23 protein-coding genes are annotated in these 25,424 nt (G+C 57.2%); 8 read left to right on the top strand and 15 right to left on the bottom strand.

Translation table 11 applies throughout. The features are described from left to right. Positions 1 to 3: 3 nt before the first annotated feature. Positions 4 to 654, bottom strand: coding sequence for a TetR/AcrR family transcriptional regulator (locus AAE029_RS02540; protein ID WP_371071214.1), 651 nt, complete (start codon positions 652 to 654; stop codon positions 4 to 6). 589 nt (positions 655 to 1,243) lie between these two features. Between AAE029_RS02540 and AAE029_RS02535 the strand changes: the two genes are divergently transcribed. The 6 genes from AAE029_RS02535 (at position 1,244) to AAE029_RS02510 (ending at position 7,998) form a co-directional block, all read left to right on the top strand. Next, positions 1,244 to 2,542: a flagellar hook protein FlgE gene (locus AAE029_RS02535; protein WP_371071213.1), complete on the top strand. Its 1,299-nt coding sequence runs from the start codon at positions 1,244 to 1,246 to the stop codon at positions 2,540 to 2,542. A 13-nt stretch (positions 2,543 to 2,555) separates the two neighbouring features. Continuing rightward, positions 2,556 to 4,019: a flagellar hook-associated protein FlgK gene (gene flgK / locus AAE029_RS02530; protein WP_371071212.1), complete on the top strand. Its 1,464-nt coding sequence runs from the start codon at positions 2,556 to 2,558 to the stop codon at positions 4,017 to 4,019. A gap of 3 nt (positions 4,020 to 4,022) precedes the next feature. Further along, entirely contained in the window at positions 4,023 to 5,069 is a 1,047-nt protein-coding gene (locus tag AAE029_RS02525; RefSeq protein WP_371071211.1) for a flagellar hook-associated family protein, read from the top strand. Positions 5,070 to 5,391: 322 nt separating this feature from the next. Next, positions 5,392 to 6,243 carry a DUF6502 family protein gene (locus AAE029_RS02520; protein ID WP_371071210.1) on the top strand — a complete coding sequence of 284 codons (852 nt, stop codon included), beginning with the start codon at positions 5,392 to 5,394 and terminating at the stop codon, positions 6,241 to 6,243. Then, positions 6,243 to 7,337, top strand: a complete 1,095-nt coding sequence (locus tag AAE029_RS02515; RefSeq protein WP_371071209.1) for a DUF5666 domain-containing protein — start codon at positions 6,243 to 6,245, stop codon at positions 7,335 to 7,337. Before AAE029_RS02520 ends, AAE029_RS02515 begins: the two co-directional genes overlap by 1 nt. A gap of 403 nt (positions 7,338 to 7,740) precedes the next feature. Beyond that, positions 7,741 to 7,998, top strand: a complete 258-nt coding sequence (locus AAE029_RS02510; RefSeq protein ID WP_371071208.1) for a hypothetical protein — start codon at positions 7,741 to 7,743, stop codon at positions 7,996 to 7,998. A gap of 140 nt (positions 7,999 to 8,138) precedes the next feature. Here AAE029_RS02510 and AAE029_RS02505 read toward each other — a convergent pair whose 3' ends face one another. Both AAE029_RS02505 and AAE029_RS02500 read right to left on the bottom strand, forming a co-directional pair. Next, positions 8,139 to 9,317 carry an ABC transporter ATP-binding protein gene (locus AAE029_RS02505; RefSeq protein WP_371071207.1) on the bottom strand — a complete coding sequence of 393 codons (1,179 nt, stop codon included), beginning with the start codon at positions 9,315 to 9,317 and terminating at the stop codon, positions 8,139 to 8,141. Positions 9,318 to 9,674: 357 nt separating this feature from the next. Beyond that, entirely contained in the window at positions 9,675 to 10,877 is a 1,203-nt protein-coding gene (locus AAE029_RS02500) for an ROK family protein (RefSeq protein WP_371071206.1), read from the bottom strand. Between the two features lie 229 nt (positions 10,878 to 11,106). Here AAE029_RS02500 and AAE029_RS02495 point away from each other — a divergent pair, with 229 nt between their 5' ends. Beyond that, positions 11,107 to 12,039, top strand: a complete 933-nt coding sequence (locus tag AAE029_RS02495; protein ID WP_371071205.1) for an ROK family protein — start codon at positions 11,107 to 11,109, stop codon at positions 12,037 to 12,039. Between the two features lie 2 nt (positions 12,040 to 12,041). Continuing rightward, entirely contained in the window at positions 12,042 to 13,802 is a 1,761-nt protein-coding gene (locus AAE029_RS02490; RefSeq protein ID WP_371071527.1) for an amylo-alpha-1,6-glucosidase, read from the top strand. A 321-nt stretch (positions 13,803 to 14,123) separates the two neighbouring features. On the opposite strand, the gene AAE029_RS02485 is transcribed toward AAE029_RS02490, so the two are convergent. From AAE029_RS02485 to AAE029_RS02430, 12 genes are all read right to left on the bottom strand, one after another. Beyond that, on the bottom strand, positions 14,124 to 14,765 hold the full coding sequence (locus tag AAE029_RS02485) for a glutathione S-transferase family protein (protein WP_371071204.1): 642 nt from the start codon (positions 14,763 to 14,765) through the stop codon (positions 14,124 to 14,126). A 79-nt stretch (positions 14,766 to 14,844) separates the two neighbouring features. Next, entirely contained in the window at positions 14,845 to 15,846 is a 1,002-nt protein-coding gene (locus AAE029_RS02480) for an ABC transporter substrate-binding protein (protein WP_371071203.1), read from the bottom strand. 30 nt (positions 15,847 to 15,876) lie between these two features. After that, entirely contained in the window at positions 15,877 to 16,665 is a 789-nt protein-coding gene (locus tag AAE029_RS02475; protein ID WP_371071202.1) for a Rid family hydrolase, read from the bottom strand. Further along, positions 16,652 to 17,464 carry a hypothetical protein gene (locus AAE029_RS02470; protein ID WP_371071201.1) on the bottom strand — a complete coding sequence of 271 codons (813 nt, stop codon included), beginning with the start codon at positions 17,462 to 17,464 and terminating at the stop codon, positions 16,652 to 16,654. The genes AAE029_RS02475 and AAE029_RS02470 overlap by 14 nt, the downstream gene beginning before the upstream one ends. Continuing rightward, a complete protein-coding gene (locus tag AAE029_RS02465) occupies positions 17,464 to 18,558 on the bottom strand; it encodes an LLM class flavin-dependent oxidoreductase (RefSeq protein WP_371071200.1) in 1,095 nt (364 codons plus the stop codon). Before AAE029_RS02465 ends, AAE029_RS02470 begins: the two co-directional genes overlap by 1 nt. Positions 18,559 to 18,608: 50 nt before the next feature. Continuing rightward, entirely contained in the window at positions 18,609 to 19,586 is a 978-nt protein-coding gene (locus tag AAE029_RS02460; protein ID WP_371071199.1) for an alpha/beta hydrolase, read from the bottom strand. A 12-nt stretch (positions 19,587 to 19,598) separates the two neighbouring features. Further along, entirely contained in the window at positions 19,599 to 20,459 is an 861-nt protein-coding gene (locus AAE029_RS02455) for an ABC transporter permease (protein ID WP_371071198.1), read from the bottom strand. Continuing rightward, positions 20,459 to 21,274, bottom strand: a complete 816-nt coding sequence (locus AAE029_RS02450; protein WP_371071197.1) for an ABC transporter ATP-binding protein — start codon at positions 21,272 to 21,274, stop codon at positions 20,459 to 20,461. Before AAE029_RS02450 ends, AAE029_RS02455 begins: the two co-directional genes overlap by 1 nt. Before the next feature lie 85 nt (positions 21,275 to 21,359). After that, positions 21,360 to 22,337 carry an ABC transporter substrate-binding protein gene (locus AAE029_RS02445; protein WP_371071196.1) on the bottom strand — a complete coding sequence of 326 codons (978 nt, stop codon included), beginning with the start codon at positions 22,335 to 22,337 and terminating at the stop codon, positions 21,360 to 21,362. Positions 22,338 to 22,667: 330 nt separating this feature from the next. After that, positions 22,668 to 23,552: a LysR substrate-binding domain-containing protein gene (locus AAE029_RS02440; RefSeq protein ID WP_371071195.1), complete on the bottom strand. Its 885-nt coding sequence runs from the start codon at positions 23,550 to 23,552 to the stop codon at positions 22,668 to 22,670. A 29-nt stretch (positions 23,553 to 23,581) separates the two neighbouring features. Beyond that, on the bottom strand, positions 23,582 to 24,172 hold the full coding sequence (locus AAE029_RS02435; protein WP_371071194.1) for an NADPH-dependent FMN reductase: 591 nt from the start codon (positions 24,170 to 24,172) through the stop codon (positions 23,582 to 23,584). A 211-nt stretch (positions 24,173 to 24,383) separates the two neighbouring features. Continuing rightward, entirely contained in the window at positions 24,384 to 25,286 is a 903-nt protein-coding gene (locus tag AAE029_RS02430; protein ID WP_371071193.1) for a LysR substrate-binding domain-containing protein, read from the bottom strand. Positions 25,287 to 25,424: the final 138 nt, after the last annotated feature.

The raw sequence follows: 25,424 nt of genomic DNA, 5'->3' as shown, positions 1-25,424 counted from the left end.
GCCTTATTTTGCGTCGACACCAGCCGTAAAGATCGCAATGCAACGACGCAGGTGCTCGAGTCGTTTCGCCCGATCCGGCCAGGCCAGCGCCCTGCCCTCCGGCGGTCCCATACCGGCAAAGAGCATGTCCATAAGCATGCGAGCGCCACTCATCGCATCGCCGATCTTCAATCGGCCCTCCTCTTGGCGCTGTGCAAGCCAGTCGGCAAGCTGTTGCCGCGCGGCAAGCAGGCCCTCTTCGTGCAGGATGTCGATGAGTTCAGGAAACTGGCTCGACTCGCGAAAAACGAGATGCAAGAACCTCGCCCGCTCTGCGTCCGTCTCCTCGTCTATATCGATCATGAAGATGCGCTCGAGGCTTTCGGCGACCGAGATGTCTTCAGGATCACGCGGAAGATCGAGCATCGATCGGCGATGCGCTCTGACAACGGCAGCAAACAACTCTTCCTTGCTTTCAAAAAGCCTGTAGAGCGTTTGTTTCGATACTGCAGCCCGTGTTGCCACCACAGCCGTCGTCGTTCCGGCATAGCCGAACTCGATGAATATCTCGCGTGCGCAGCTTACAATATGAGATCGCCTGTCTTCATCGGTCGAGACCTTGGGACGCCCGCGCTTACGCGCAACCTGTATCGTCTGTTCTGTTTGTGATCTCATGCTACGGTATCTTGCACCCTGGTCTGTGCGCAGCGAATCGCCACGAGCAACCGCCGGCGCGGGTCAATACTGACTTCTCGCCGACAATTTACTTTAGTTGAGCGAACCGGCGTTTCGATTTAGAGAACTCACCAGTACCGTAATGCGTCGCTCATAACACTCCAATAAAGGAGCGCTTCATGGCGACCATCGCCGCAGTACCTTCAACATACGATTATCGGCACCTGAGGCCGACGGTCGAATCTTCTGCAAAGCGATCAATTTTGTCTAATATCGTTTCGGGCGCGAAGGCAAGCGCTGGCCGCCATATACTTGTTGATCAATGTGTTTGTGCAACCAGTGTGGCGGTTTACCCGTCGCTTTAACAGCTTTGCAGGCGCCGCGTAAAATGGCGCCGTCCGAAGCCTCAGCCGTTGCTGGGATGACCCCAAGCAAAATCGCCATTTCCAGGATTCCTGCCGACTAGCGAACTCTTCATGCAAACAGTCGCAGCACCGCGTCCGCATTCGCAATCCATGATTGCGTATTCTTGGACTCAATTCCCGGGAAAAGAGCATGTCGTGATTTATCCAAAACAGGGAACCGAACAATGAGCATTTTTGGCAGCATGAAGACGGCAGTCTCCGGAATGAGTGCGCAGGCAAACCGTCTCAGTACCGTCTCCGACAACATCGCAAACTCGAACACGACAGGTTACAAGGCTGTGTCGACAAGCTTTTCGTCGCTGGTCCTGTCTTCCTCATCCGGCAACTACAATTCCGGTGGCGTGCAGACGACCGTCCGCCAGGCAATTTCCCAGCAGGGCGATATCTCCTACACGACCTCGGAATATGACCTGGCAATCTCCGGCGATGGCTTCTTCATTGTGCAGGGCGCTGACGGCACGCCGGTCCTGACCCGTGCAGGCGATTTTTCGGTCGATGACGAAGGCAATCTTGTCAATAGCGCCGGCTTCACGCTGATGGGCTATTCCTACGATTCCGGCGCGCCTTCCGTGGTCGTGAATGGATTCGATGGCCTCGTGCCGGTGAATGTGAACCAGTCGGGGCTGAGCGCCATAGCTTCGACGAGCGCCTATTTCAGCGGCAACCTCGACTCCGATGCGGAAGTCGTCAGCGACCCTGATGTGCTGCCGAGCGCCAATCAGGCATCGGCGACGGTGACGGATGATACGAAGAAGATGTCGCTGGTTGCCTATGACAGCCTCGGCAGCACCGTACAGTACGACTATTACTTCACCAAGACCGGTGTGACGACGGATGCGAGTGGCGCAGTGACCGGAAGTACCTGGGAGGTGGCCGTTTACCGCAATGCGGATGCCGCCAGCGGCGGAACGACGTCCTTCCCTTATTCCTCCGACGCCGTCAGCGTTGCGACACTGTCCTTCGATGCGGACGGCAATCTGACCTCCGCGACGGATACCGACATCGTCGATCCGACGACGGGCAAGACAATCACGATGGACTATTCCGACTTCACGCAGCTTGCCTCGGATTTCTCCGCCACCGGCAGTGCCGACGGGCAGGCCGCAAGCTCCGTTAGTTCGGTTTCCATCGGCACGGATGGCACTGTGTCTGTCAGCTATGCGAACGGCACCACCAAAGCTCTCTACCAGATCCCTCTGGCGACCGTCGCAAGCCCCGACAACCTCACGCTTCTCAGCGGCAACGTCTACTCCGCGAATGGCGAGTCCGGCGTCACCGTCACCGGCTTTCCGGAGACCAATGGTCTCGGCTCGATCCAATCCGGCGCGCTCGAAAGCTCCAACGTCGATCTCGCCAGCGAACTGACGGAAATGATCGAGGCACAGCGGAGCTACACGGCAAATTCGAAGGTGTTCCAGACCGGCTCCGACATCATGGATGTCCTCGTCAACCTCAAGCGCTGACGGGTGAACAGCCATGTCCCTCTCGTTAACACTCAATACCGTGCAGGGCATCTTCAACAGCACGGGCAGTCAAAGCAGTGTCGTCTCGACGAATATCGCGAACGCGGGAAATTCCGACTATGTGCGTCGCGAGGCCTCGATCACGACATCGCTCAACGGCGCGCAGGTCGTCAAAATCAGCCGCGCGCAGGAAGACGCACTGCTCGCCCAGTATCTGCAGTCGAATTCCGAAGACAGCGCTCAGCAGACATTGCTGAGCGGCCTGGAAGACTTGAAATCCATCCTCGGCGGCAATGACTACGAAACGTCGCCAAGCACATATCTTTCAGCTTTCCAGGAGGCGCTTCAGACATTTAGTACGTCGCCGAACAGCAGCATCGCCGCACGGTCGGCCGTCACTGCAGCGCAGGATGTGGCAAACTCGTTGAACAGTGCCAGCGATGCCGTGCAGTCCGTCCGCGAAAATGCCGACGCTGAAATCGCAACGCAGGTCGATACGCTGAATACCCTGCTTTCGCAGTTCGAAGATGCGAACAATGCGGTGAAGCTCGCAACTGCAACCGGAGCCGATACATCCTCAGCACTGGATGAACGGGAGGCGATCCTTAAACAGATATCGTCCCTGGTCGGCGTCTCGGCGGTCGTTCGCGACAACAACGACATGGCGCTCTATACCTCGGACGGTACGGTTCTCTTTGAAACTGTCCCGCGCACCGTTACTTTCGAGCCGACCAGCACCTATGTCGCGGGCACTGAAGGCAATGCTGTCTATATCGATGGCGTTGCCCTTTCCGCAGGAGAGGGGTCGACCACGACCGGTGAAGGCAGTCTGCAGGCCCTCTTGCAGATTCGGGACGAAATCGCGCCGACGTTCCAGTCGCAATTGGACGAGATCGCAAAGTCGCTCGTGCAGATCTTCTCCGAGACCGATGGCAGCACGACGGTCCCGGGGCTCTTCGTCTGGAGCACATCGTCGGGTAATGCAGGCGGGACACCTTCAACTTTGGATGGCGTCATAAGCGGCATTGCCGCGACCATCTCCGTCAATACAGCCGTCATCACCAGTGAAGGCGGCGATCCCATGGCGCTTCGTGACGGGAGCATCAGCGGCATCACTGACCTGAACACCGACGACAACAGCGGTTTCTCCGACAATCTGAACGCTCTCTACGAAGCCCTCAGCACCCAAAGAGAGTTCTCGTCGGATGCCGGCATCAGCCAAAACGCCAGCCTGATCGACTACGCAAGTGACTCCATTGGATGGCTTGAACAGTACAGAAGCGATGCATCGACCGCGGCGGAAAATACGTCCGCTGCATTGTCGCGTTCCGACGAAGCCTACTCCAACGAGACCGGCGTCAATCTCGACGAGGAATTGTCGCTGCTTCTCGACATCGAACAGTCTTACAAAGCGGCGACGAAGATCCTGAACGTTATCGACGAGATGCTTCAGTCGCTGCTCGACATTGCGAGCTAAGCCATGAAATCATCATTTATCTCAAGCAGTGCAATGCAAAACACCCTGCGGCTGACGATCAGCCAGTCGCAGACACTTCTGACGAAGGCATCCACCGAGGCGACAACCGGCACCTATGCAGACCTTGGCCTCTCTCTTGGCTCGGGTGCCGCCACGAGCGTCAACCTGACCGCAGCGATCGCACAGACATCCTCTTTGACGAACAGCAACGCCGTCGTCGCTCTTCGCCTTGAGGCATCCCAGACCGGACTATCAAGCCTCCAGGACGCAGCAGATTCCCTGGTGTCAAACCTGACCGCGCTGCAAGGCAATGAAGACAGCTCGGCCGAGGCAGTCGCGCAGCAGTCGGCGGCGGACACGGTGTCACAGCTTCTGTCAGTCGCCAACACCATGGTGAACGGCGAGTATATTTTCGGCGGTATCAACCTCGATGACACTCCACTGACCGATCGGACGGAACCCGTCTCGACGAAAATCACCGATGCCCTCCAAACCTATGCAACCAGTCTCGGCAAGTCCGTCAGCGAGCTCAGCGGAGACGAGATGTCGACCTTCATTTCCGACACGGTCGAGCCGATGTTCTCGGAGGCGGCGTGGACCGATCCGACAGACGGCTGGTCAAGCGCATCCAGCACGAACATGACAAGCCGCATTAGCGCCTCGGAGACGATCACATCGTCGACCAACGCAAATTCTGAAGGCATGCGCTATCTCGCTCTGGCGTCGGTGCTCGTGACAGCGCTCTCGGGCCAGGATCTCGGCGAGGAGGCGCAGAGCACCGTCACCTCTGCCGCGATCGGCTACGCATCACAGGCCTCCTCAAGCCTCGTCACCGAACAGAGCCAACTCGGACTTTCGCAGGAACGCGTGGAGAAAGCAAACGACACCCTCGACGCGCTATCGACCCTGCTGGAAAACAAACTTGTGGATCTCACGGGTGTCGACGTTTACCAAGCCTCAACACAAGTCACCGCCTTACAAACCCAGCTCGAAACGGCCTATACCCTGGTTGCCAAGCTGCAGGAGCTTAGCCTGGTGAACTATCTGTGACCCCCTCAAGCATGACGCGCATGGACACTGTAGCGCTTTGAATCTGCTGCATAATTTAATCTTACATCGCCCCCGGTTTAAGGAAATTATGCGGTGGAGGGCCGAAGGCAAATTTCCCGGCTGCCTTCGGCCTTAATCCGACTCCGCTGCTCAGCAGCGAGGCTTCGCGGAACGGTGCCATTTGCCCATGCATCGTCCGGTCTGCACACGCCGTGCAATGTTCAAACTGTCAGTGCGTTGCGACGGATGTCATCTTGACGTAGGACAGGGCGCGGCAGTCATTATTATCGATGACGATGGCCGGGACATCCGAGCAATATTGATGGCGACACAGCGTCCGAAACTACCTTTCTCCCAAGAGGCGCTGCAGGCCACACTCATCCGCGTCCTCAGGCCGCTCATTAAGCTGGCACTCGCGAGCGGGTTGAGTTTTCCCGCCTTCTCGGCGATCGTGCGGCGGCTGTTTATCGAGGTCGCAGAGAAGGATTTTGCGCTTTCCGACAAGCAGCAGACCGATAGTCGCCTATCTCTCCTGACCGGTATTCATCGCAAAGATGTAAGCAAACTGCGCGGGCAGCCGCTTTCCGCGGTTTCACTGCCGGCAAGTGTGTCGCAAAGCGGGCGCATCATTGCCCATTGGCTGGGTGACGAGCGCTACAGCGATGTGGACGGACAGCCGAGGCCGCTTCCCCGAAGTGCAAAGGATGAGCCTTCTTTTGAAGGATTGGTCAGCGACGTCACACGGGATTTTCATCCCCGCGCCGTATTGGACGACTGGATAGACAGGGGCATTGTCAGAGTTGACGAGCATGATCTCGTCCATTTCGACGTCTCCCGCTTCGTTCCCCTGTCGTCCGACGACGCCCGCTGGCATTATTTTACGCGAAATCTGCATGACCATGCCTTTGTCGCCGTTATGAACATACTCAGTGATCCTCCGCCGCATTTCGAGCGGGCGGTGCATTATGACGGGATATCGGAAGAGCTTGCAGCAAAGATGGAAGAGCTTAGCCGGCAAGAAGCAATGGCGATGCTGGTCAAGCTCAATCGCATTGCACATCAGGCCGTGCAGGAAGATCCCGGGGGAGCCCGCCGCTGGATCGCCGGCATATATGTGTTGAACGAAAAGACGGATGCCGTTCCGCCTTCGCCTCCCGATAAGGAGGCGCCTTGATGACATCGTCTCTGTCTCGACGGAAGTTTCTGCTGCAAATCGCCGCGTTCCAGTTTACAGCCGCGACCGGCGCGTTGGCACGGAATTCGTCTCCTCACGATCACGGTATTGGCGGAACGGGGCATTCCGGTCGCGTGGGCAAAGGCGGCGGAGAGGACCATGGCATCGGCGGAACCGGCATTTTCGGTACGATACAGGGTTTTGGAAGCGTCATCGTCAATGATGTTCACGTGCCTTATACCGACACGACGCCAATTTTCATCGATGGTCGTCGCGTGCAGGCAAGCGCGATGCGCGTTGGGCAGATAGCGCGTATCCTCCTGAAAGGAAAGGCAGCACAGTCGATTTCGATCACCAGCGAAGTCGTGGGCAAAATCGATCGCCTGAACCGGTCCGAAATGACTATTCTATCGCAGTCGATCGACCTGCGCGAAGTGGGGCCGGCAGGCTTGCGAAAAGGTCAGGTGGTTGCGGTTTTCGGGATTCGCAAGCCTGACGGCACGATCGTTGCACGTCGGATCGAAAGTCGGGCGGTGAGCAATGTTTTCCATGTGCGCGGTGTCCCATCGCGCGTTCGAGGGCGGGTGCTCATCGGCGGTCTTCAATTGGAAGACCGATACGCTCGCTTCGTCGGCAAACAAGTGCTCGTTCGCGTTAAATCGACGCGCAATGGTCCCTTCATAGCCGATGTTGCAGCCGAAGATGTGGTGCCGGGGCTGCGCAGAGGTCTGGTCAATGTCGAGACCTACGGCCGCCGAGAAAACGCACGTGTTCGACTGGGGGTGGGAATCCAGACCACCGTCGGGATGACAGGCGTCCCCAGAAGGGACGCGCACATGTTTGTCGACCTCTCCATTCGAGGGGCCAACCGGTTTGGCGAACCGCGCAGCGGAACTGAAAGGCCTGGAAATCGCCCGCCGCCGCGCTCGCCAGACCGCGGCCCGCCCGATGATTGGAACGGCGGTCCACCTCCTGGATTCCCAGGTGATCGAGGCATGCCTGACAGACCGGATGGGGGGCCTCCGGGCGATCCGCCCAGGGGTCCCCCGCCGGGAGCGAATAGGCCCAACAGAGGAAGGCCCGAACGGCCGTGATCGTCTGACATAGATTGACAAATGGGAAAATTTCCCATTTATTTGATCCTGCGATTCCGGTTATGCGGGAGGTATATCAATCTTCCCGTGGCGGAAACGTCGATCGCCTCTGCCCCCAGCCAGTGGTGCTCGTCTTCCTGGAAGCATGGCGGAAGAGCCTTCGCCATGCTTCCAATTTCAGTAAACGAGCACGCCGCAACCGCTAGGCCCAGGTCAAGCCGATGTCGTTTCAACATTCGAAAAAGCTACTAGAGATCAAATTATTAGTCACATGGCGCAATGCTTATAACGATTGCGAATTGGCCTTGCACCTCGTCGCCACGAAATCCTCGGTAGTCTTGCGAGATCACCTTGGCCCGTGATGCATCGTGGCCGCTAGAAGTCATTTTGGAGACTTACGCAGATGCTCAGCCCGAATTGCGAAAACGAATTGCTTCCAATGGACGATTTTCTGTCAGGACCGATCGTCACGTGGGAAAACCGTAGCGATATTCTTGCGCTTTTTAGTCGCTCCCAAGCGCTATGTGAAGAAATCCAAGAAATCTGGACCAGAATCAGCCAGACAAGTCGCTTAAGGCAAGAAGATGCGGATAGTTTTGCCGGGCTGCTATGGCAGCTCAGCGAACTCAGCAGCGAACTGAAAAGAATAGACTGCGAATAGCTCGCGCCCGTCGTCTTCCAGAATTATATGGCAAAGAACCTAGTTCGCTGACAAAGCCTTCCATCAAGCCGATCGAGGAACGAACGGGACGCAGTCTTCAGTCATGGCAAACTGCTTTATCCAGTGAAGGCATCAGCCGCTTAAAAGGCGCCAAGGTGGCTCGCACCGATGCCGCCGATCTGTTCTTCAGCCTGGCGCGAAGGAAGAGCTGCCTCCGCTAATTTCGCGAAAGAGCGGCCACTTTCGGCGTCGAAGAGCTGAAAGCGTCCGGGTTGTACCGCAAGGGTTAGGGTCGACCGGTCCGCGATCGCCACATGATCGGGCAGGTGAGCGATCGTCGCGGTCTCGCTGCCTTCGACCTTGCCGTAGATATAGGTATCGGTGCCGATGCTTTCGGCATAGTCGACGTCGAAGCGGATTGGCTGCCCACCTACCCTGTCACCCTTGGCCAGTTGGAAATGGCTCGGCCGCACGCCCAGGATGACCGCCTGACCGGTGGCGGCACCTTCGAGCTCTGCCGCAATGTTCAGGCGGCCGAACCCTGGCACGTCGACAGCAACATTCCCCTGCCCCGTGCCTGCCAACGTTCCCTCGAAGAAGTTCATTTGCGGCGAGCCGATGAAACCCGCGACGAACTTGTTGGCAGGGGTTTCGAAGAGTTCCAGCGGCGTGCCGACCTGTTCGACGCGGCCCCCGTTGAGGACGACAATCCGGTCGGCCATCGTCATGGCCTCGATCTGATCATGGGTAACATAGATCATGGTCGCACCGAGCCGCTTGTGCAGGCGGCTGATTTCGCCGCGCGTCTGTACGCGAAGCGCGGCGTCGAGATTCGACAGCGGCTCGTCAAACAGGAAAAGCTTCGGGTTCCTGACGATCGCTCGACCGATCGCCACACGCTGGCGCTGACCGCCGGAGAGCTGTTTCGGACGCCGTTCGAGGAGTGGCTCGATCGCCAGCATTCGCGCGGCTTCCAGGACGCGCGCGTCGATCTCGGCGCGGCTCATCGGCAGGTTCTCGAGGCCGAAGGAAAGATTCCTGGCGACCGTCATATGCGGGTAGAGCGCATAGGATTGAAACACCATTGCAATCCCGCGCTCCCCTGGAGATGCGGTCGTGACATCGTTGTCGCCGATAAGGATTTGGCCGGAGCTCACGCTCTCGAGGCCTGCGATCAGGCGAAGCAGGGTGGACTTGCCGCAACCCGACGGGCCGACGAGAACAACGAACTCGCCCTCGTTCACCTCGAGATCGATGCCATGAAGGATCGCGTGATGGCCGAAGCTCTTCCTGACGTCGTTCAACTTGAGACCAGCCATACACCTGTCCTTCAACTGCAGTTACCCGCAAGGGATCCCATCGGCACACGTCATTGGCACGTGCACCGCTCCTCAGATGCCGTGCAGTTTGCGTGCAAGTAATTAGTTCGTCAAGATGACGAACGTAAATTTCTACGACAGCGGTTCAGGGAGAGCGCAGCAACCGACCATTTTTCGGGGGCAGTCTTCTATCTGTTCCATTTAACTGTGCTTGGCAGTGACCGCTTCACTCTTTTGGATTGAATGGGAAAATCATCGGGGAGCTGCATGGTTTCGTGTCGCCGCACATCTTCTTCTCGCGGTGCCGGATTGGTACCGCGGCCGCGGCATTTCGAGACGGGCCACTGCTTGAAAAGGTCAGCGCGGCGGCGGCGGGAGGCGCCGCTGCTCCGGCAGGGTCTGGGGAGAGAAAAGCAGGTTGTGAACGTGGTTCAGCCCAATGGCGAGGACGCCTGTCACCGTGGCGCGGTTGCCGAGAGCGCTCGCCTGGACATCGATCGCGCGGCGGCTCGCCTTTGCAATCCCGCGGCGGATGCCGTCGACGACCAAAGGATGGCGGCCGATACTGCCCCCAAGCACGACGATTTTCGGATCGACGATTGCATTGACCGAGACGACGAGCAGCGCAGCAATGTCGGCCACCTTGCCGATAACGTCGATTGCAACCGGATCATTCTTCTCCGCAAGAGCCAGGATGTCGCGTACGGACGTATTCCTTGCGCCGCCCGAACGAGCATAGAGATCGCTGATCCCCTGCGCGGCTATCGCGCATTCCAAAGCGCCGCGCTCGAGGCTGTCTTCGGCATAGGGATCGGCGCCGAAGGGCATATACGAGATCTCACCCGCCGCACCGCTTGCGCCACGCATCAGCTTGCCGTCCTGGAGAACACCCAGGCCGATACCCGTGCCGAGTGAGATGAAGGCCACTGTGTCTATCGCAACGGCGCATCCCCGCCAGGATTCGCCGATGACCGCGGCATTCACATCGTTTTCCAGGACGACGGGACAGCCGAGCCGTTCGCTGAGCGTCCTGCCGATGTCGATGCCGCCGATGTCAGCCAGATTCGGCGCCATGGACAGCGCTCCCGTGACCGGATCCACCACGCCCGGGGTCGCAATCGCCGCCACGAGCACGAGTTCTTTGGCGATGCCCATATCGGCAAGCATCCTGGAAAGCGCGGTTTCGAGCTGATCGATCAGATGATAGCCGCCTCGCCGGTCGGAGGGATATTCGATCTCGCCGATGATGCTTCCGACGATGTTGACAACCGCAATACGCGTTGTCGTCGCCCCCATATCGATACCGACGGCGTGGCCGGCATTGCCGTTCACCTCATAGGTAATGGCCGTCCGGCCGATGCGGCCGCTGGTGATACCCTTCTCCCGAACCCAGCCGCCCTCCTCGAGTGTCCGGATGACTTCGGACATCGTTTGCTTGGAAAGGCCGGTTATCTTGGAAAGCTCCGCCCGAGAGGTTGGCCCCGCGTGAAGCAGGACATCCATGACGGCGCGAACAGAGATCTGCCGCAATACGGGAGGCGCGTTTTCGGTTAAGGCCATATTCGAGCTATCCCGCCGGATTCATCTTCTCGCTGCACACTGGTGTCTCTGCTTTTTTCATGAAAGCCCGCCGAATTCAAACTGCTTGTTGACAGCTTGCAGACGCAGCAATAATAAATTCGTCAACCTGCCGAACAAATATCGCAAAGGATTGCTTTTGTCAAATATTTCAACCATTGCGTCAAGCTTGCGAGGGGCAAATCGCAGCCACCGAGCAGACGGGGCGATTATGGTCAAGGGCCTCGTTGCCGGTGTGGATCTCGGTGGCACCAAGGTTCTTGCGGGCATAGCCGATCTTCAGGGGCAAGTTCTTGCGACAATTGAAGAACCTACGGAGCACGATCCCGGCGCGCCGGTTCTGAAACAGATTCCGCGCATGATTCTTTCCCTGCTGGATCAGCATCGCGACCGTGGCCCTCTGCGCAAGGCCGTCGTCGGGATACCGAGTGCCGTTTCGCCTTCGACCGGGCTTGCCTCCCTCTCGCCGCACCTGGCGATTCCTGCGGATCAGCCGCTCGCCGCCCTCCTTGCTGAAAATCTGCCCTGCCCTGTCGTGATTGAAAACGATGTCAACCTCGCAGCCTTTGCGGAGGCGACCCTCGGCAAAGGCCAGAACAGCGATTCGTTGGCGTTCATTGCCTTCGGAACCGGTGTCGGCATGGGGCTTGTTCTCGGCGGAACTATTTTCCGAGGGCATCATGGCCGGGCGGGCGAGCTTGGCTTGTTGCCGCTCGGTGCCGATCCGCATCGGGCCGCGCCGAAGGCCCGCGCCGGTCTTTTTGAAGATCAGGTCGATTCCCCTGCCGTCCGTCGTCTCTACAAGGACGGTACTTTGCCTGTCAGCGAAATCTTCGCGCGTGCGGCGGCCGGCGATCCCGAGGCCGCGGCCGTCATCGAAACACTGGCAAAATCCGCTTCCGTCGGCATAGCGTCCGTCCAGGCGCTCTTCGACCCAGCCCTGATCGTGCTCGGCGGCGGTATCGGCTCGCGTGAGGAATTTGTCGACGCCGTCATGCGGCATATGGCCGGCCTGCTGCCCTTCGACGTTAAGATCGCAGCGACCGGAATCGGTCCGCAAGCGGGTATGCTCGGCGCCCTCATGCTGGGCCTGGATGGCCTTGCAAGCCTTGAAGAATGCGCACAGCGGGAGGCCGCCAGATGACCATGCCCCAGATGACCACTTCCGATATGACTCCACCGAAGCCGCTGGTTCTGATACCGCTTCCCGACGGGCAACTTCGTTCGGAAACGCCAGTGCTGCTGCCCTTCATGGCCCCACGCCTGCAAGGCGATTGCCGCCCGGAAGGCAGGCTCGAGCTTTCGCTCTGGGGTGCGGGCAAGCTCGCAAATCTTTCTTTTGCCGGATGGGGCGCTCCCTTCATCTATGCCCCGAACCGCATCGAGGCCGAAGGCGGTGGCCTCTACGTCGCGCAATCCGCGCCTGCATTGTTTCTGAAGGGCGCAAAGCTTCGCACACTCGTGCCGTCCCAGCGTTGCGCGTGGTGGGGCAGCGTCGCAAAACGCAAGCCGGTCGAGCGGCAGGGCAATCGTCGGATCGCCCGAACCGAATGGGGCGTCGTAATCGTGGAGCAGAGGCCGGACGGGATCCTTGTGACGGCCGGTGCGACGCTGGACGAGGCACAGCGGGCCTTCACTGTCGATCCGGCGAAGGTGATCGAAGAAGCGCATGGCTATGTGGCGCGCTGCGATGCGATGCCGCAGGCAGAGCCGCTGATGCGCAGCATGATTTCGCAGAGCCTGCATGCGGCGTTTTCCAGTATCAGACGGGACGAGCATGGCGCCTTTGCTGGCCTTGCCGCAGGCCAAGCCTATAGCGCGCCTGCACGCACCTATTATCGTGATGGCTATTGGACGCTCCAGGCGCTGCTCGACCGCGAGCCGGACGCGGTGCGTGCTCAGATCGATCTTCTTGCCCGCGGCATCCAGCCGGATGGTGAAGCGCCGAGCGGCGTAATTCTCACGGGTCCTGCGCAGGCCGAGGAGTGGGAAAAGGTGCGCCAGTCGCATCCGAGGATCAAGATCGAACACCTGCGCCCCGGCGATTGGTGGAGCGATCATTTCGACAGTCCGCTCTTCTTCATCCTGACGATCGGCGACTATATTCGCAAAACCGGGGACCAAACGCCCCTGTCCCTCTACTGGGACAAGGTCGTGACGATTTTCAACCGCTATTGCGGATTTGACGAGGCTGGAAACGGCTTGCCGGTAAAGCCGCGCAACGATCGCGACTGGGCGGACAATGTCTATCGTCACGGCTATGTCGCCTACGACATCGGCCTTTGGATCGGCGCGCTCGACGTTATCGCAGAGCATGGCGCGGCAGTCGATCAGGCGATCGCATCGAGAGCGACCGCGGTCGCAGAGAAGGCAAGGGCATCGCTGGACGAGGCGCTGTTGCAGCCAAGCGGCATCTATGCCGACTACGGAACCAAGAGAGACTTCGTCGAGGATCATTTGACCTTGGACAGCCTGACGCTTCTGCGGTTTCGCGCCGTTTCGCCCGAGAGGGCAAGGGAGGTGCTCGCAAAGGTCCAGAAGATCCTGGAAAGCCGCAACAATGCCGATCAGCCCTATGGCGATTGGGGCGTGCTTTGCGCTTTCCCGCCGTTCAAGCGCCCGAAGGACACACGCGAAAAGTCCTATTTCGCCTATCGCTACCACAACGGATCGGACTGGCCTTATCTCTCCGGTCTCTATGCGGAGCAACGCCTGGCCTACGGTCTGGACGGTGCCGGCTATCCACTGCTGCGTTGGTGGCAGACCTGCCTCGAGCAAGGCTGGATGGGCGCCGTCGAATATTTCTCGCCGCCTTGGGGCCGCGGCTCACTGCTCCAGGGATGGAGCAGCATGCCGGCGGCGGCGGCACTTGCCTACAAGGACAAACTGCCGAAGAATATCCGTTGATTTTCCCGACTTGCCGCCTGCGGGCGGCCTTTCTTGCTTGCTGGCGCATAACTACGAAAATCGGGATCGATTTTCGTAACGGGCTCACGTCGTTAACGCATGTCGCGCAAGTGTGCAGCGGTTTTGCGGCAACGACATGCATGAAAAACAATGAGCTAAAGCCTGTCGCATGAATCTCTTTTCACGCGACAGGCTTTAGATGTTTAATCCCGTTAGCATGCTGGCATAGTCTTGGTCACAACTCCGTTCTCCGTCGCGTGATTGATGCGGCAACGCAATATTCGAACGGCCTAATGACTAGTAGTGCCGCAGGCTGTTGGGTCAGTTCGATTGTAGGGATAATTCGGCAATACCCTCAGCTGAAGCCATCCGCTGGACGGATGCTCTCTGCTTCATCCTTGAGTAATGGACGGCGATATTCGTAGGCAGCGACCATTTCGCTACATCCGCGGACCAGTATTCGATATAGAATAAGGCGCAATCTGCAATTGAGAAGGCCCCTATAAGCCAATCGCTTGTTTCAAGCCGCCCGTCGAGCAACGCCAGGCCTTTCTGGATTATGTCGCGACCTTTTGCCTGTATCGCCGGATGCTCGCTTTCGATGCTGCTATGATGCTGGGGCCGCCAATGGCGACTCCAACCTTGCATGTGAAGGGTAGCGACGACGTAGTCGACCATCTCAAGTGCTCTAGCAAGCTTTTCAGGATCCTGAGGCAAGAGATTGCGCTCGGGCGCCATTAAGGCCAACCATGTCGCAATTGCTGGGAATTCTGTCAGAACACTTCCGTCGTCCCGGATGAGAGCGGGTACTTTGGACTTCGGATTTATAGCAATATACTCTTCGTCAAGATGAGCATGCTTGCGCAGATCAACAAGCTTCAGGTCATACGGCTTACCGATTTCCTCAAGAATGATATGAATGCCGATCGCACATGTGCGTGGCATGTAACATAGAGTTGGCATCCCAATCGTCCGCTATTTGTATGTGGCCAACGCGCGCTCTGGAAGCGCGCAAGCCTGAGGCATCTTGTCTCCGGACAAATCAGCCGGGGACGTCATCCTGGTAGGTCTCGGGCGCAAACAGCTCCTCAACGTCGAGTTTGCGTGGAGTGAACCCTTGCTCATGAGCGTACACGGTCATTTGTTCAAGGATTGCGCGGTTTCGTGTAACGCCATAGGGGAAGGCATCGCCACCGAAGAGCGTGTCCACTTCCTCCATTTCAGCGTTGAGCCAAGGAAGCCCGACAGCGTAGGCACCCTGATAGTGCATCCTTTTCTTGGCATATTGCTTTGCGGCTTCGAACGCCTGAAGCAAAGAGACGGCCACCCACCGATTTGCCTCGTAAACGTCACGGCGAATTACCACCAGATGCATGATCGGGAAGAAACCGGTACGTTTGAAGTAGTCCGCCTCCACTCGTCGGTAGTCTGGAAAGAGCCGCGCCACCTCTGGCGAGCCAGCGAGGAAAGGCCTCGGTGGTTCAACGGTGACGAGCGCATCAAGCTTGCCGGAACTGAGCATACCCTCCAGGGTTTCGTGCTCGGGGATTCGCCTCAGTTCGACGCCCGGAGGCAAGGACATCGGCATACGTTCGGCAAAATCCGGGGTGTAGAGCCCGCCGGTCCACCACGTAACGTCCTTTGGCGCGACCCCATGGTCATGCTGCAGAAATGCTCGAATCCAAAGCGCAGCGGTCATCTGATAGTCCAAGATGCCGATGTTCCTCCCCGCGAGATCCTCGGGCTTTGTTATTCCCGCTTTGGTGTTGATGTAGACTTGGCTATGACGGAAGCTCCTCGAGGGAAAGACGGGGATTGCGACGAACCGTCGGTCACCCTTGCCAAGCATCATGAAGTAGGATGAAGCGGAAAATTCCGATGCGTCGAACTCCGCATGCTGAGCAACACGCCGGAACAGATCGCCGATGCCAGGCACGACGATATAGTTTAGATCGACGCCGGCTGGCGAGACCAGCCCTGTTTGCAACGCAGCCGTCCGGTCCAGGTAATCCACGCCACCGAACGCAATTGGAACACGCTTCATTGTAATAACCTCGACTTATTTCGAGCTCGGTTAGGCACCGGCTATCACTTCAATCTCAATTTTCATATCTGGATGCACGCAACGGCTAATTTCGAGCAACGTTGCGGCAGGCAAGACTGAACCATAGAACTGTTCCCGCACCATTCGGGTGGCAACGCCCTCACCGATATCAGTCAGGAATATCGTTTCCTTCAAGACATTCGCGAAACTTAGCCCGGCCGCCTCGAGGATCGATTTTACGTTCTGAAGCGTTTGTGTTGTCTGCGCGACGATATCTCCTGCGCCAACCAGCTCTCCAGCTGCATCGAATGGCCCGCAACCGGAGATGAAGACCATATCCTTATGTCTGACGGCGTGCGCATAGCGTCCAAGAGGCTTGTGGATTGAAGGAACCCGAATCTCACGACGGACCGCCGGCGGCTGCAAGATCTTCTGATAAGTATCCTTAACGAGAATTCTGTCGCCGCGAAATGTGAAGAGGTCACAGCCTTCTCGCGTTACTTTTTCTTTGGTCCCGTTACGCGTGCCGGAGTACGTCCATTGAGAGACGCCGCGATCTCCACTGACGAAGTGACGGGCATTCTCCCAACGGGCATCCGGGACATCCTGCAAGAAGGAGACGACGCGCCGGCGGACCATTTCGGCGCCTTCAAACCGCTCACCGAAGGGTTCGGGGCCGAAATAGGAAATGAACGAGCAATCCTCGGTCATGAATTCCATGATCGCATCAACGTCGTGCCGATTATAGGCGTCGGCGAATTCATGAAGAACCTTTAGGCGGTGTGAAACCAGCTCTCCGTCGGAATTATCGGAAGTCATTCAACATGTCCCACTTCGTTCTCGTGCTGTCGGCCAAGCCTTCTTGTGATTTGATCCAGCGCTCCAATGCCAGCAATGCGGGATGACTGACCGAAACAGGGTGATCCTTTCGGAGTCTATCGATGCTCCACCACGCCAGGCTCAGATTTGACGAGATCACTGGAATATTCATCGAGCTAGCGAGCCTCTCGATCGCCGGCAAAGTTGCGACCCCCGTGCCGCTCAGGACAACAATTTCCGCATTTGAGCCTCGGATTTTTTCGGAGGTTGTCACGACGTTTTGCGTATCGACCGAATAGATCGAAACAACATTGCTTAAGGCTTCGACCTGAACCACGTCCAAATCGATCTCGTTCCAATAACGGATTGCCAGCTCTGTCAGCCAATCGGGATATGGGACGACCAGTGCTATACGTCGCGCACCGATCTTGTTTATTAGCTCGCCGAGTGCACGGGCGGCAGTCACGACATTCTGAACGCCACCGGCGCGCAAATCCCTTAACAGGGCTTCCTCGCCTTTATGACCGACAAGATAACAGGAGCCCGTGACACCGAAGCAAAGGGCAGACAGATCCGCGCCGCCGAATGAATCGGCTGTCTGCGCCAAGCTTGCGTTATAGCCAATAAAGCGCTCGCGGAGGCCAATGCTTGTATCGCTGACAACGCGGCCCGGCAGGCGGGTCGCATGTAAGGAGACACCCGCGGGAAGTGCGGCAACTATCTCCGGCTCAATGGTCGTGTTCGCCGGTGGAACGATCAGGCCGACACGGCCGGCCCAACCATAACCCTGGACGTCCATCAGGCTGCTCCATCCGTTTTCGATCTGGCACGCGTCTTCTGAAAGTGCGGAATGACCTTCGTTCCGAACGCCTCGATGGCTTGAAGGTTGGTCTCGTGACCCATTCCATCGATGCGGAGCATGACTTCATCGACGCCCATCTCTTCCAACCGGCGGAACCGCTCAATCAGATAGTCCGGGGTCCCCACCATAAAATATGGGGCTGAATTCAAGACGTACTCAAGATCTTCCTTTCGCGCCTCGATCGTTTTGATCGCGCTAAGGTAGGCATAATCGGGAGAGCTCGAGCCGAGGCGACTGTAAAGCCATATGACGAGATCGATGAATGTCTTGCTCACCCGTGCAGCCTCGTTGATCGCTTTCGACATAGTGTCGGAGCAATGGGCAACGGCCACAAAGAAGCTCACCTGGTCGTTGACGTACGATCCGGAGGCGGGCTTTGCTCGCGTCAGGCCGTCCCGATACGCATCGATGCACTTTTGTGCATATTCCCATCCCAGAATACTATTGCCGGTCATGACCCCAATGCCACGCTCTCCGGCGTTTGTATGCGTCTCAAAGCTTGTAGCCGAGACATAGACAGGGGGATGTGGTGTCTGGATCGCCTTGGGAGATAGGGTCCGCGGTGGTACCTTCCAGAACGTGCCATCGTACTCGAAGGTGTCCTGAGTGAGTGCACGCAGAATGATATCGATCGACTCCGCCCACTGAGCTCGCGACACATCGGGCGACACCCCAAAACCTTCAAGCGTGTTCAGGTTGTTGGATCGGGCAGTTCCCAGCTCGGCCCTTCCGTCGGAAAGAACGTCGAGTGTTGTCAGTCGCTCAGCCACGCGGATCGGGTGATTGAACGACAGGAGCACCGCCGACGTGGTACGAAACCGCAGACGCTCGGTTTGGGCAGCAACATACGGAAAGAAGACCTCCGGCGCAGATACCGTGCAGGTCTCTTTAAGAAAATGCTGCTCGGACAGGCAGTATGTGTCGAAGCCCATCTTTTCTGCGAAGACCGCTTCCTTGACCATCTCGCCATAGCGCTTGGAAGTGTCGCTATCGGGCGGAAAATCACCCTCTTGGATAAGTGCGAACCGCATCTTTCCTCTCCTATTGCCAGAATTTTGTGGTTTGTCGCCTGCTACGGTGATTAGTACCGAGCCAGCTGAGAATTCGCCGTCTCGACCAGCCAGCGTGTAATATTGTTCAGTTCGCGCGTTGCTGCCTCGGCTTTGCCAGTCAGCATGAGGAATCCGTGATCCGCTTCGCCGACAATCGATGCAGTGGTCGGAACTTCGGCTGCGGTCAGAACGCTCGTCATTCTGATCGTTTGCGGGAGAAGCGCATCACGAGCGCCGCAGCTCAGATAGCTCGGAGGAAAGGCGCTGATCCCGGCCCAATAGGCGGGACTCACGAGAGGATTGCGGTGGACGCCGACGAAGTTCGGGCCGAGATATGCGAGGTTCCAGGTCGTCTCTATAGTCCCCGAACCAGCATTACGGCCGGGCTCGGAAAACAACAACGGAAAATCGAAAATTCCATAAAGCAGTAGCGCACCAGCGATTTTCACCGCCTGAGCATCATACGGATAGCCAGGCTTTATCGATTGCTCGGCCAAAGCGACCACGGCGGCCGCGGCTAGATTGGCGCCGGCGGAATCTCCCCCGATCAGAAGTCCGTTGGACAGGCCATTATATTGGCCGACATTTGCCATCGCCCAATGGGCCGCAAAAATCGAGTCTTCAAGCGCCCACGGAAAACGATGTTCAGGAGCCAATCCGTAGTCCAGATTGACAACGACGAAACCCGCCGCGGCAATCTGCATCGTGAGTTTTCTGACGTGAGCGGCGCTCCAAAGGCACCAGCTTCCGCCGTGGATATAGAGAAGCACCGGAAACGGGCCTTGTCCGTGCGGTACATAGATCTCGGCCGTAAGATCGGTTTGTTCCCGCGTTCGCAGAACGACACGTTCGTGGACCTGGGCAAGCTCGGGTAGGTCCTGATTCAGGTGAGAAAGATCCCAAAGCTCTCGTGCTGCCGGTATTTCATCAGGAGATTGCCGGGGGGAAAGCTTTACGTCTCTCTCGAGCAGTTGGGCGATCCAGTTGGTGGTTGGTCGAATATTCATTGACCTTACCCTTTAGACTTTTGCAGTTGAATGATCGGCACGACGCGATACGTGCCATGGAATAAGGAACCGCTCGGCCGCTTCGACGATGAGGAAGAGCGCCACACCGATAATGGTCAGGTAGGTAATGGCGGCGAAGACCAGGACGGTATCGAAATTGCCGTTGGCCACGAGGATTACGCGTCCCAATCCATCGTCTGAGCCGATGAATTCACCGACGACCGCGCCGACAACAGCGAAGGTGGAGGCGATTTTGACACCGCCCATAATGCTGGGAAGCGCACTCGGCAGTCTGATATTCTTGAAAATCTGCCAGCTCGCCGCCCCCATCGTCTGTGCAAGCTGAACTTTTGCGATCGGAACCGATTTGAATCCGATGATCGCGTCTACGACGATCGGAAAGAATGCGATCAGGAACGTGACCATGACCTTGGGCGCAAGGCCGTAGCCAAACCAGATGGTCAAGATCGGTGCAATGGCAATCTTCGGAATAACCTGGGTGGCGACCAGAAGCGGATAGAAGCTTTCCTCGACGACCCGGTTCGAGACAATAATCATCGCTATAGCCAAGCCGACGACGATGCTGAGCGCGAAACCGGCAACGATCTCCTGCGTCGTCACCAAGGCCGCGGGAAGCAGCATTGCAGCCTGCTCGAAACACGCGATGATGACTGCAGACGGTCGCGGCAGAAACCAAGTCCCCACATTCGCAGCAACGACCACAGCCTCCCAGAGGCACAACAGGACGATAACTGTTAGCACCGGATAGAGGTACTTTACCGGAAAGCGCCACCGTTTCCGCGTTATTTCGACCTTCACCGGCTCAGGCTTCTTGCCGAGGCGTTCGTTGAGATTGACCACTGCGTTGCTCATCAGTTCCGCACCTTCTGTTCTGTCCTGCTTGGGCGATCGCGCATGACGCCGAGCGAAGTGAAGATGTCGCGGATCTTGCTCGTATATCTGCCGAATTCCGGGGTCTCGCGAATGCTTAGGTCACGGGGTCTCGGGAGATTGATATCGAGTTGCGCTGCAACCCGTCCCGGACGAGGAGACATGACGATTACGCGATCCGATAGAAAGACAGCTTCACTTATGCTGTGCGTGACGAAGAGGACCGTCTTCGGCGAACTCATCCAGATATCTTGCAGCTCGAGATTGAGATCGTCGCGCGTCATCGCATCAAGCGCACCAAAGGGCTCGTCCATCAGGAGGAGCGGCGGATCATGCAACACGGCGCGGCAAATCGAGGCCCTTTGCTGCATGCCGCCGGAAAGTTCGAATGGCATACGGTTTGCGAAAGCACCAAGACCGACTCGATCGAGAAGCTCCTTGGCACGCTCCGTGTAACGATTGCGGTCCAAGCCCCGGATCTCTGCCTGCAGCATCAGATTCTGCAGAATTGTCCGCCACTCCAGGAGATTTGCCTCCTGGAAGACAATCCCGAGCTGAGTTTGCGGTTTGGTGACTTCGACCCCGTCGACGGTGATCTGCCCCGAGGTCGGCTTCGCGAGACCCGCGACCATCATCATCAATGTGCTTTTGCCGCATCCGGAAGGTCCGACAATGGAAATAAATTCGCCGTGGCGAGCATCTATGGAGAGATCATCAAGAGCCACAACAACTTCGCCGTCGCGTGTTGCGTACTTCTTGTTCACCCCTTCGATGGAGAGGAATTTGGGATCAGACATATCGTTACCAAGGGAGGAACCAGCTGCGGCAAAGCCGCATTCTTGCCGGCGGTGTTTACCTAGAGTTTGCGATGGTTCCTGCCGATTACTTCGGCAGGAACTCGTTGGTGTACAGGGTGTCTACGTCCGGCGCACTGACGCCGAGATACTGTCCAAGCAACGTAACGGTTGATTGCCAGTCTTCGGCCTTGGCAAATCCGGCCAGTTTGGGCTTCAGCTGCGCAAAGATCTTGAGCTGCTCGGTCGATATCTTGGTGTCTTCCACCGCTTTGCCGGCGAGCTTCTTTGCGATCTCAGCCGCTTCTTCCGGATGTTCGTAAGAATATGCATAGGATCGCAAGGTGACATCGACGAAGCGCCTGACGACATCGGGCTTGTCCTTGATCATATCGAGGTTGGTCACTATCCCCGGACCAATGAGATGAATGCCTTTGTCCGCATAAGCCAGACAATCTACTTTGATCCCCTGAGCCTCAAAACGAGGTGGTTCATCGTAGGAGAGCGCTTCCATCCCCTCATACTGGCCGCCGATGAAACCCGCATAGAGATTTGCGGCATCGACGGAAACACGCTGCACGACCAAGTCGTCGACATTCGCCGCCTTGAGGTATGCCGGAAGGAGCCGTCCGATCGAGCTCGCCGCGGTAGAACCGTACCTCCTGCCTTCGAGATCATTTGGCGTCTTGATTCCGGACGCTTCCTTGACCAGCACGCAATCGCCCTCGGTTTGGGCCAGCGACGCTACCATCTTCACAGGAGCACCTTGCGAGGCGACACGTACGAGCGCGTCAGCACTGACAAAACCGAAGGTCGTTCGGCCTGCAGCAACCTGCGCTGCGGTGGGGCCTGATCCCTGTCCCTCCTGGACGGTAACGTTCAAATCGGCGTCTTTGTACCAGCCTTTTTCAACACCGACGTAAAAAGGGGCGGTGTAACCGGCGGCGAACCAGTTAAGGCGTACCGTGACGTCGTCTGCGGCCTTTGCGACACTTGCTGACGTAAGCGCCGTTGTGATGGCCAGAACAGTAGCGGAAATGTGGGAGATTCCCATTCGTGAGTTCATAAAATTGTTCCCTGGTCTTCTTGGTTTATGGGGGCATCGAACAACACGACCTGATCTTTGTCTAATACATTTTTAGCGTCCGCTAAGACGAAGATGATATTAAATACGGGCGGCTCCAGGCGTATATACTAGGATGTCAAACAAGGGGCGCAGCGGATATGAGATGCCGTCGGCGTCGACGCACAGCCTATGCTAATAACGATGAACCGCGTTATTTTGGGAAGTGAAGGCGGCCCGCGCCTCAGAATGGGCGAAACGGGGCCAGCACGGTCGAGAGGACAATTTCCCGTCCTCCCAAGCGCAATTCGATAAATACCGGAAAGGTATTTATCAGCCTGCAATATCGCGCAGAATGCCGAGAAATGCGGCGACGACTCGGGAATTATCTTCCGGATTCCAGGCCGCGACCAATCTAACGGTGATGGAGGTCTCAAGTGGCCTGTAGATTATCCCGGGACGTCTCACATTTTCATAGGACGCGGGAACAAGTGAGACCCCGACCCCAGCAGAAACCAGAGCTAGCGTGGTTTGCGGATGATCTATTATGTGCTTGGCCTGGAGATTGAAACCAGCCTGATTACAGGCGGCCTCAATCATTTGATAATAGGAACCAATTCGGTCAGCAGCGACGACAATCTGCGGTTCGCTGGCCAACAGCCTCAGTGAAATTGCGTCCCTCTCTGCCATTGGATGCTTTTCCGGTAACGCTAAAACAATGCTGTCCGAAAGGACGGATTGCGTGCTCAGACCTTCTGGGGGTTCGGGAGGAGTGGAGAGAAATGCGATATCAATGCGATGCTCCTCCAATGCCGTTACAGCTGCCAAGGCAGGCATTGAATGGAAATCAACGACGACTTCAGGATGACGTTCTCCGAACCGGCGAAATACGTCGGAGAAGAGCGGCGTAAAATCGGCCCATGGAATGAAGGCCACCCGTAGGTGCCCAACATCGCCGCGCGCGGTTCGCTCAGCATTCTGGACCGCGAAATCCGCGCGCGCGATAATAGAGCGGCTGTGCTGTAGCAATACCTTGCCAGCCTCAGTCAGAACCACCTTTCGCTTTGTCCGCTCGAAAAGCTTAAAGCCCAACGAGTCTTCAAGACGATTGATCATTTGGCTCAATGGAGGCTGGCTCATGTTCAAGCGAGCCGCCGCCCTTGCAAAATGGAGCTCTTCAGCCACAGCAATAAAATAGCGAAGGTGCTTAAGATCCATGCCTGAGGAGTTTTCCCGGTCGAGAAGCGCTATGCAGCAACGTCGATTTTACGGATAGATCCGAAGGCCTCGACAAACCGAACCACCTGTTGCCCGACCAACCTCAATTGGTTTTCAACCGCGGGGTCAAGGCAACGTCCGTCCGGATCGAAGGTCTTGACTGCCGTATTAATCCCTGCGCCGAGCGGGGTCGGCCAGCCGCGAAGGGCATGAACAATCGATCTGAGCGCGGCGAGCGTGGAGCCGATGGATTGCCAGCCGGCGCCGCACGCGACGCATCCGACGGCCCTGCTGTCCAGGTACACCCTATCGTCAGACCGAAGGTCCTCTGTATAGTCGAGGGCATTCTTTATCATTCCGGAAATGGAACCGTGATAACCAGGCGAGCCGATTATCAAGCCATCGCACTCGCGGATAAGCTGCACCAGCCGCATTGCTTGGGGTGAGCGTACCGGATCCTCCGGATTATATGGCGGTAAGGTAAGGTCGACGCCTTTCAATAGTTCCGTTCTGGCCCCGGCCTTCTCCGCCTCATCGAGACATATTTGCAAAGCACGTTCGGTACTGGATCCCGGCCGGAGCGTTCCACCGATTGCGACGATTAGCGGTTTATGAGTCATCTTGAAGTCCCACTCACTTGGATCGCAAAGCGCGATTACTTTCGTTGTCATTGAGCGTGACGACTGTGTTCAGGTGCACTTCCCACAATCGATCGCCTGTATCGATCAGACAACGGCGATTGAGACTTGTCTAATACATTTTTGGGGGCAACTAAGATGGTTTCGATATTAACGATGGCCAACGGCTCGTCGGGGCTGATGCGCTTAGACGCTATGTTGGATCGCCCTCTTCCGCGGGAAAATGATGCAGTACATCGAGGAACGCCTTCACGACCGGAGAACTTTCTTCCCGCTTCCAGGCTGCAATGAGACTGACATTCAAGGTCGGTTCAATAGGCCTATAAATGATGCCGGGTCTATGGATATTCTGGTAGGATGACGGGACAAGCGACACACCCACCCCGGCTGATACCAATGCAAGCGTCGTCTGCGGATGATCAATGACGTGTCTTGGCTTCAGGGTGAACCCGGCGCGCTGACAGAGAGTATATACCACCTCGTAAAAGGACCCGATACGATCCGGAGCAACGACAATCTGCGGCTCATGCTCCAGCAATTTGAGCGGGATAAGCTTCCTGCGCGCAAGGCTGTGATGTTCAGGAAGCGCCACGACAATTTGGTCCGACAGCAACAGCTGCCCATTTAGGCTCGGCGGCGGGTTCGGAGGCGTCGACAGAATGGCGACGTCGACCCTCCCCTCGATGAGGGCCGCTGAGGCAGCGGCCACTGGCGTCGAATGGAAATCGACTGTGACATCAGGATGCTCTTCTCCGAATTTTCGAAAAAGATCCGAGAACTTGCTCGTAAAGTCGGCCCAAGGAATGAAGGCGACCTTCAAGTGACCAACGTCACCACGGGCAGCACGCGCGGCGTTCTCCACCGCAAAATCCGCGCGCGCCAGGATCGCCCGGCTCTCCTGCAGCAATATCTTGCCGGCGTCCGTCAGAGTGACCCTGCGCTTGGTTCGCTCAAATAACTTGAAGCCCAGGTTTTCTTCCAGGCGGTTAATGATCTGGCTGAGAGGAGGTTGACTCATATTCAAGCGGTTTGCCGCCTTCGTGAAATGCAGCTCCTCGGCGACCGCGATGAAATAGCGCAAATGCTTCAGTTCCATGCATGCGCCATATCACAATGATATTAGTAAGTACATAAAATGTATTGGACCCTCGTCGACCTTCGAACCAAACATCGGCCCCATCGCGCGTCGTTCGAACGAGGATGGCGACGCATGAATATAGTTCAAGTTGTACCC

It is taken from the genome of Sinorhizobium sp. CB7 (assembly GCF_041357635.1).
Lineage (GTDB): Bacteria > Pseudomonadota > Alphaproteobacteria > Rhizobiales > Rhizobiaceae > Rhizobium.
This window is presented reverse-complemented; position numbering and strand designations above follow the sequence as displayed.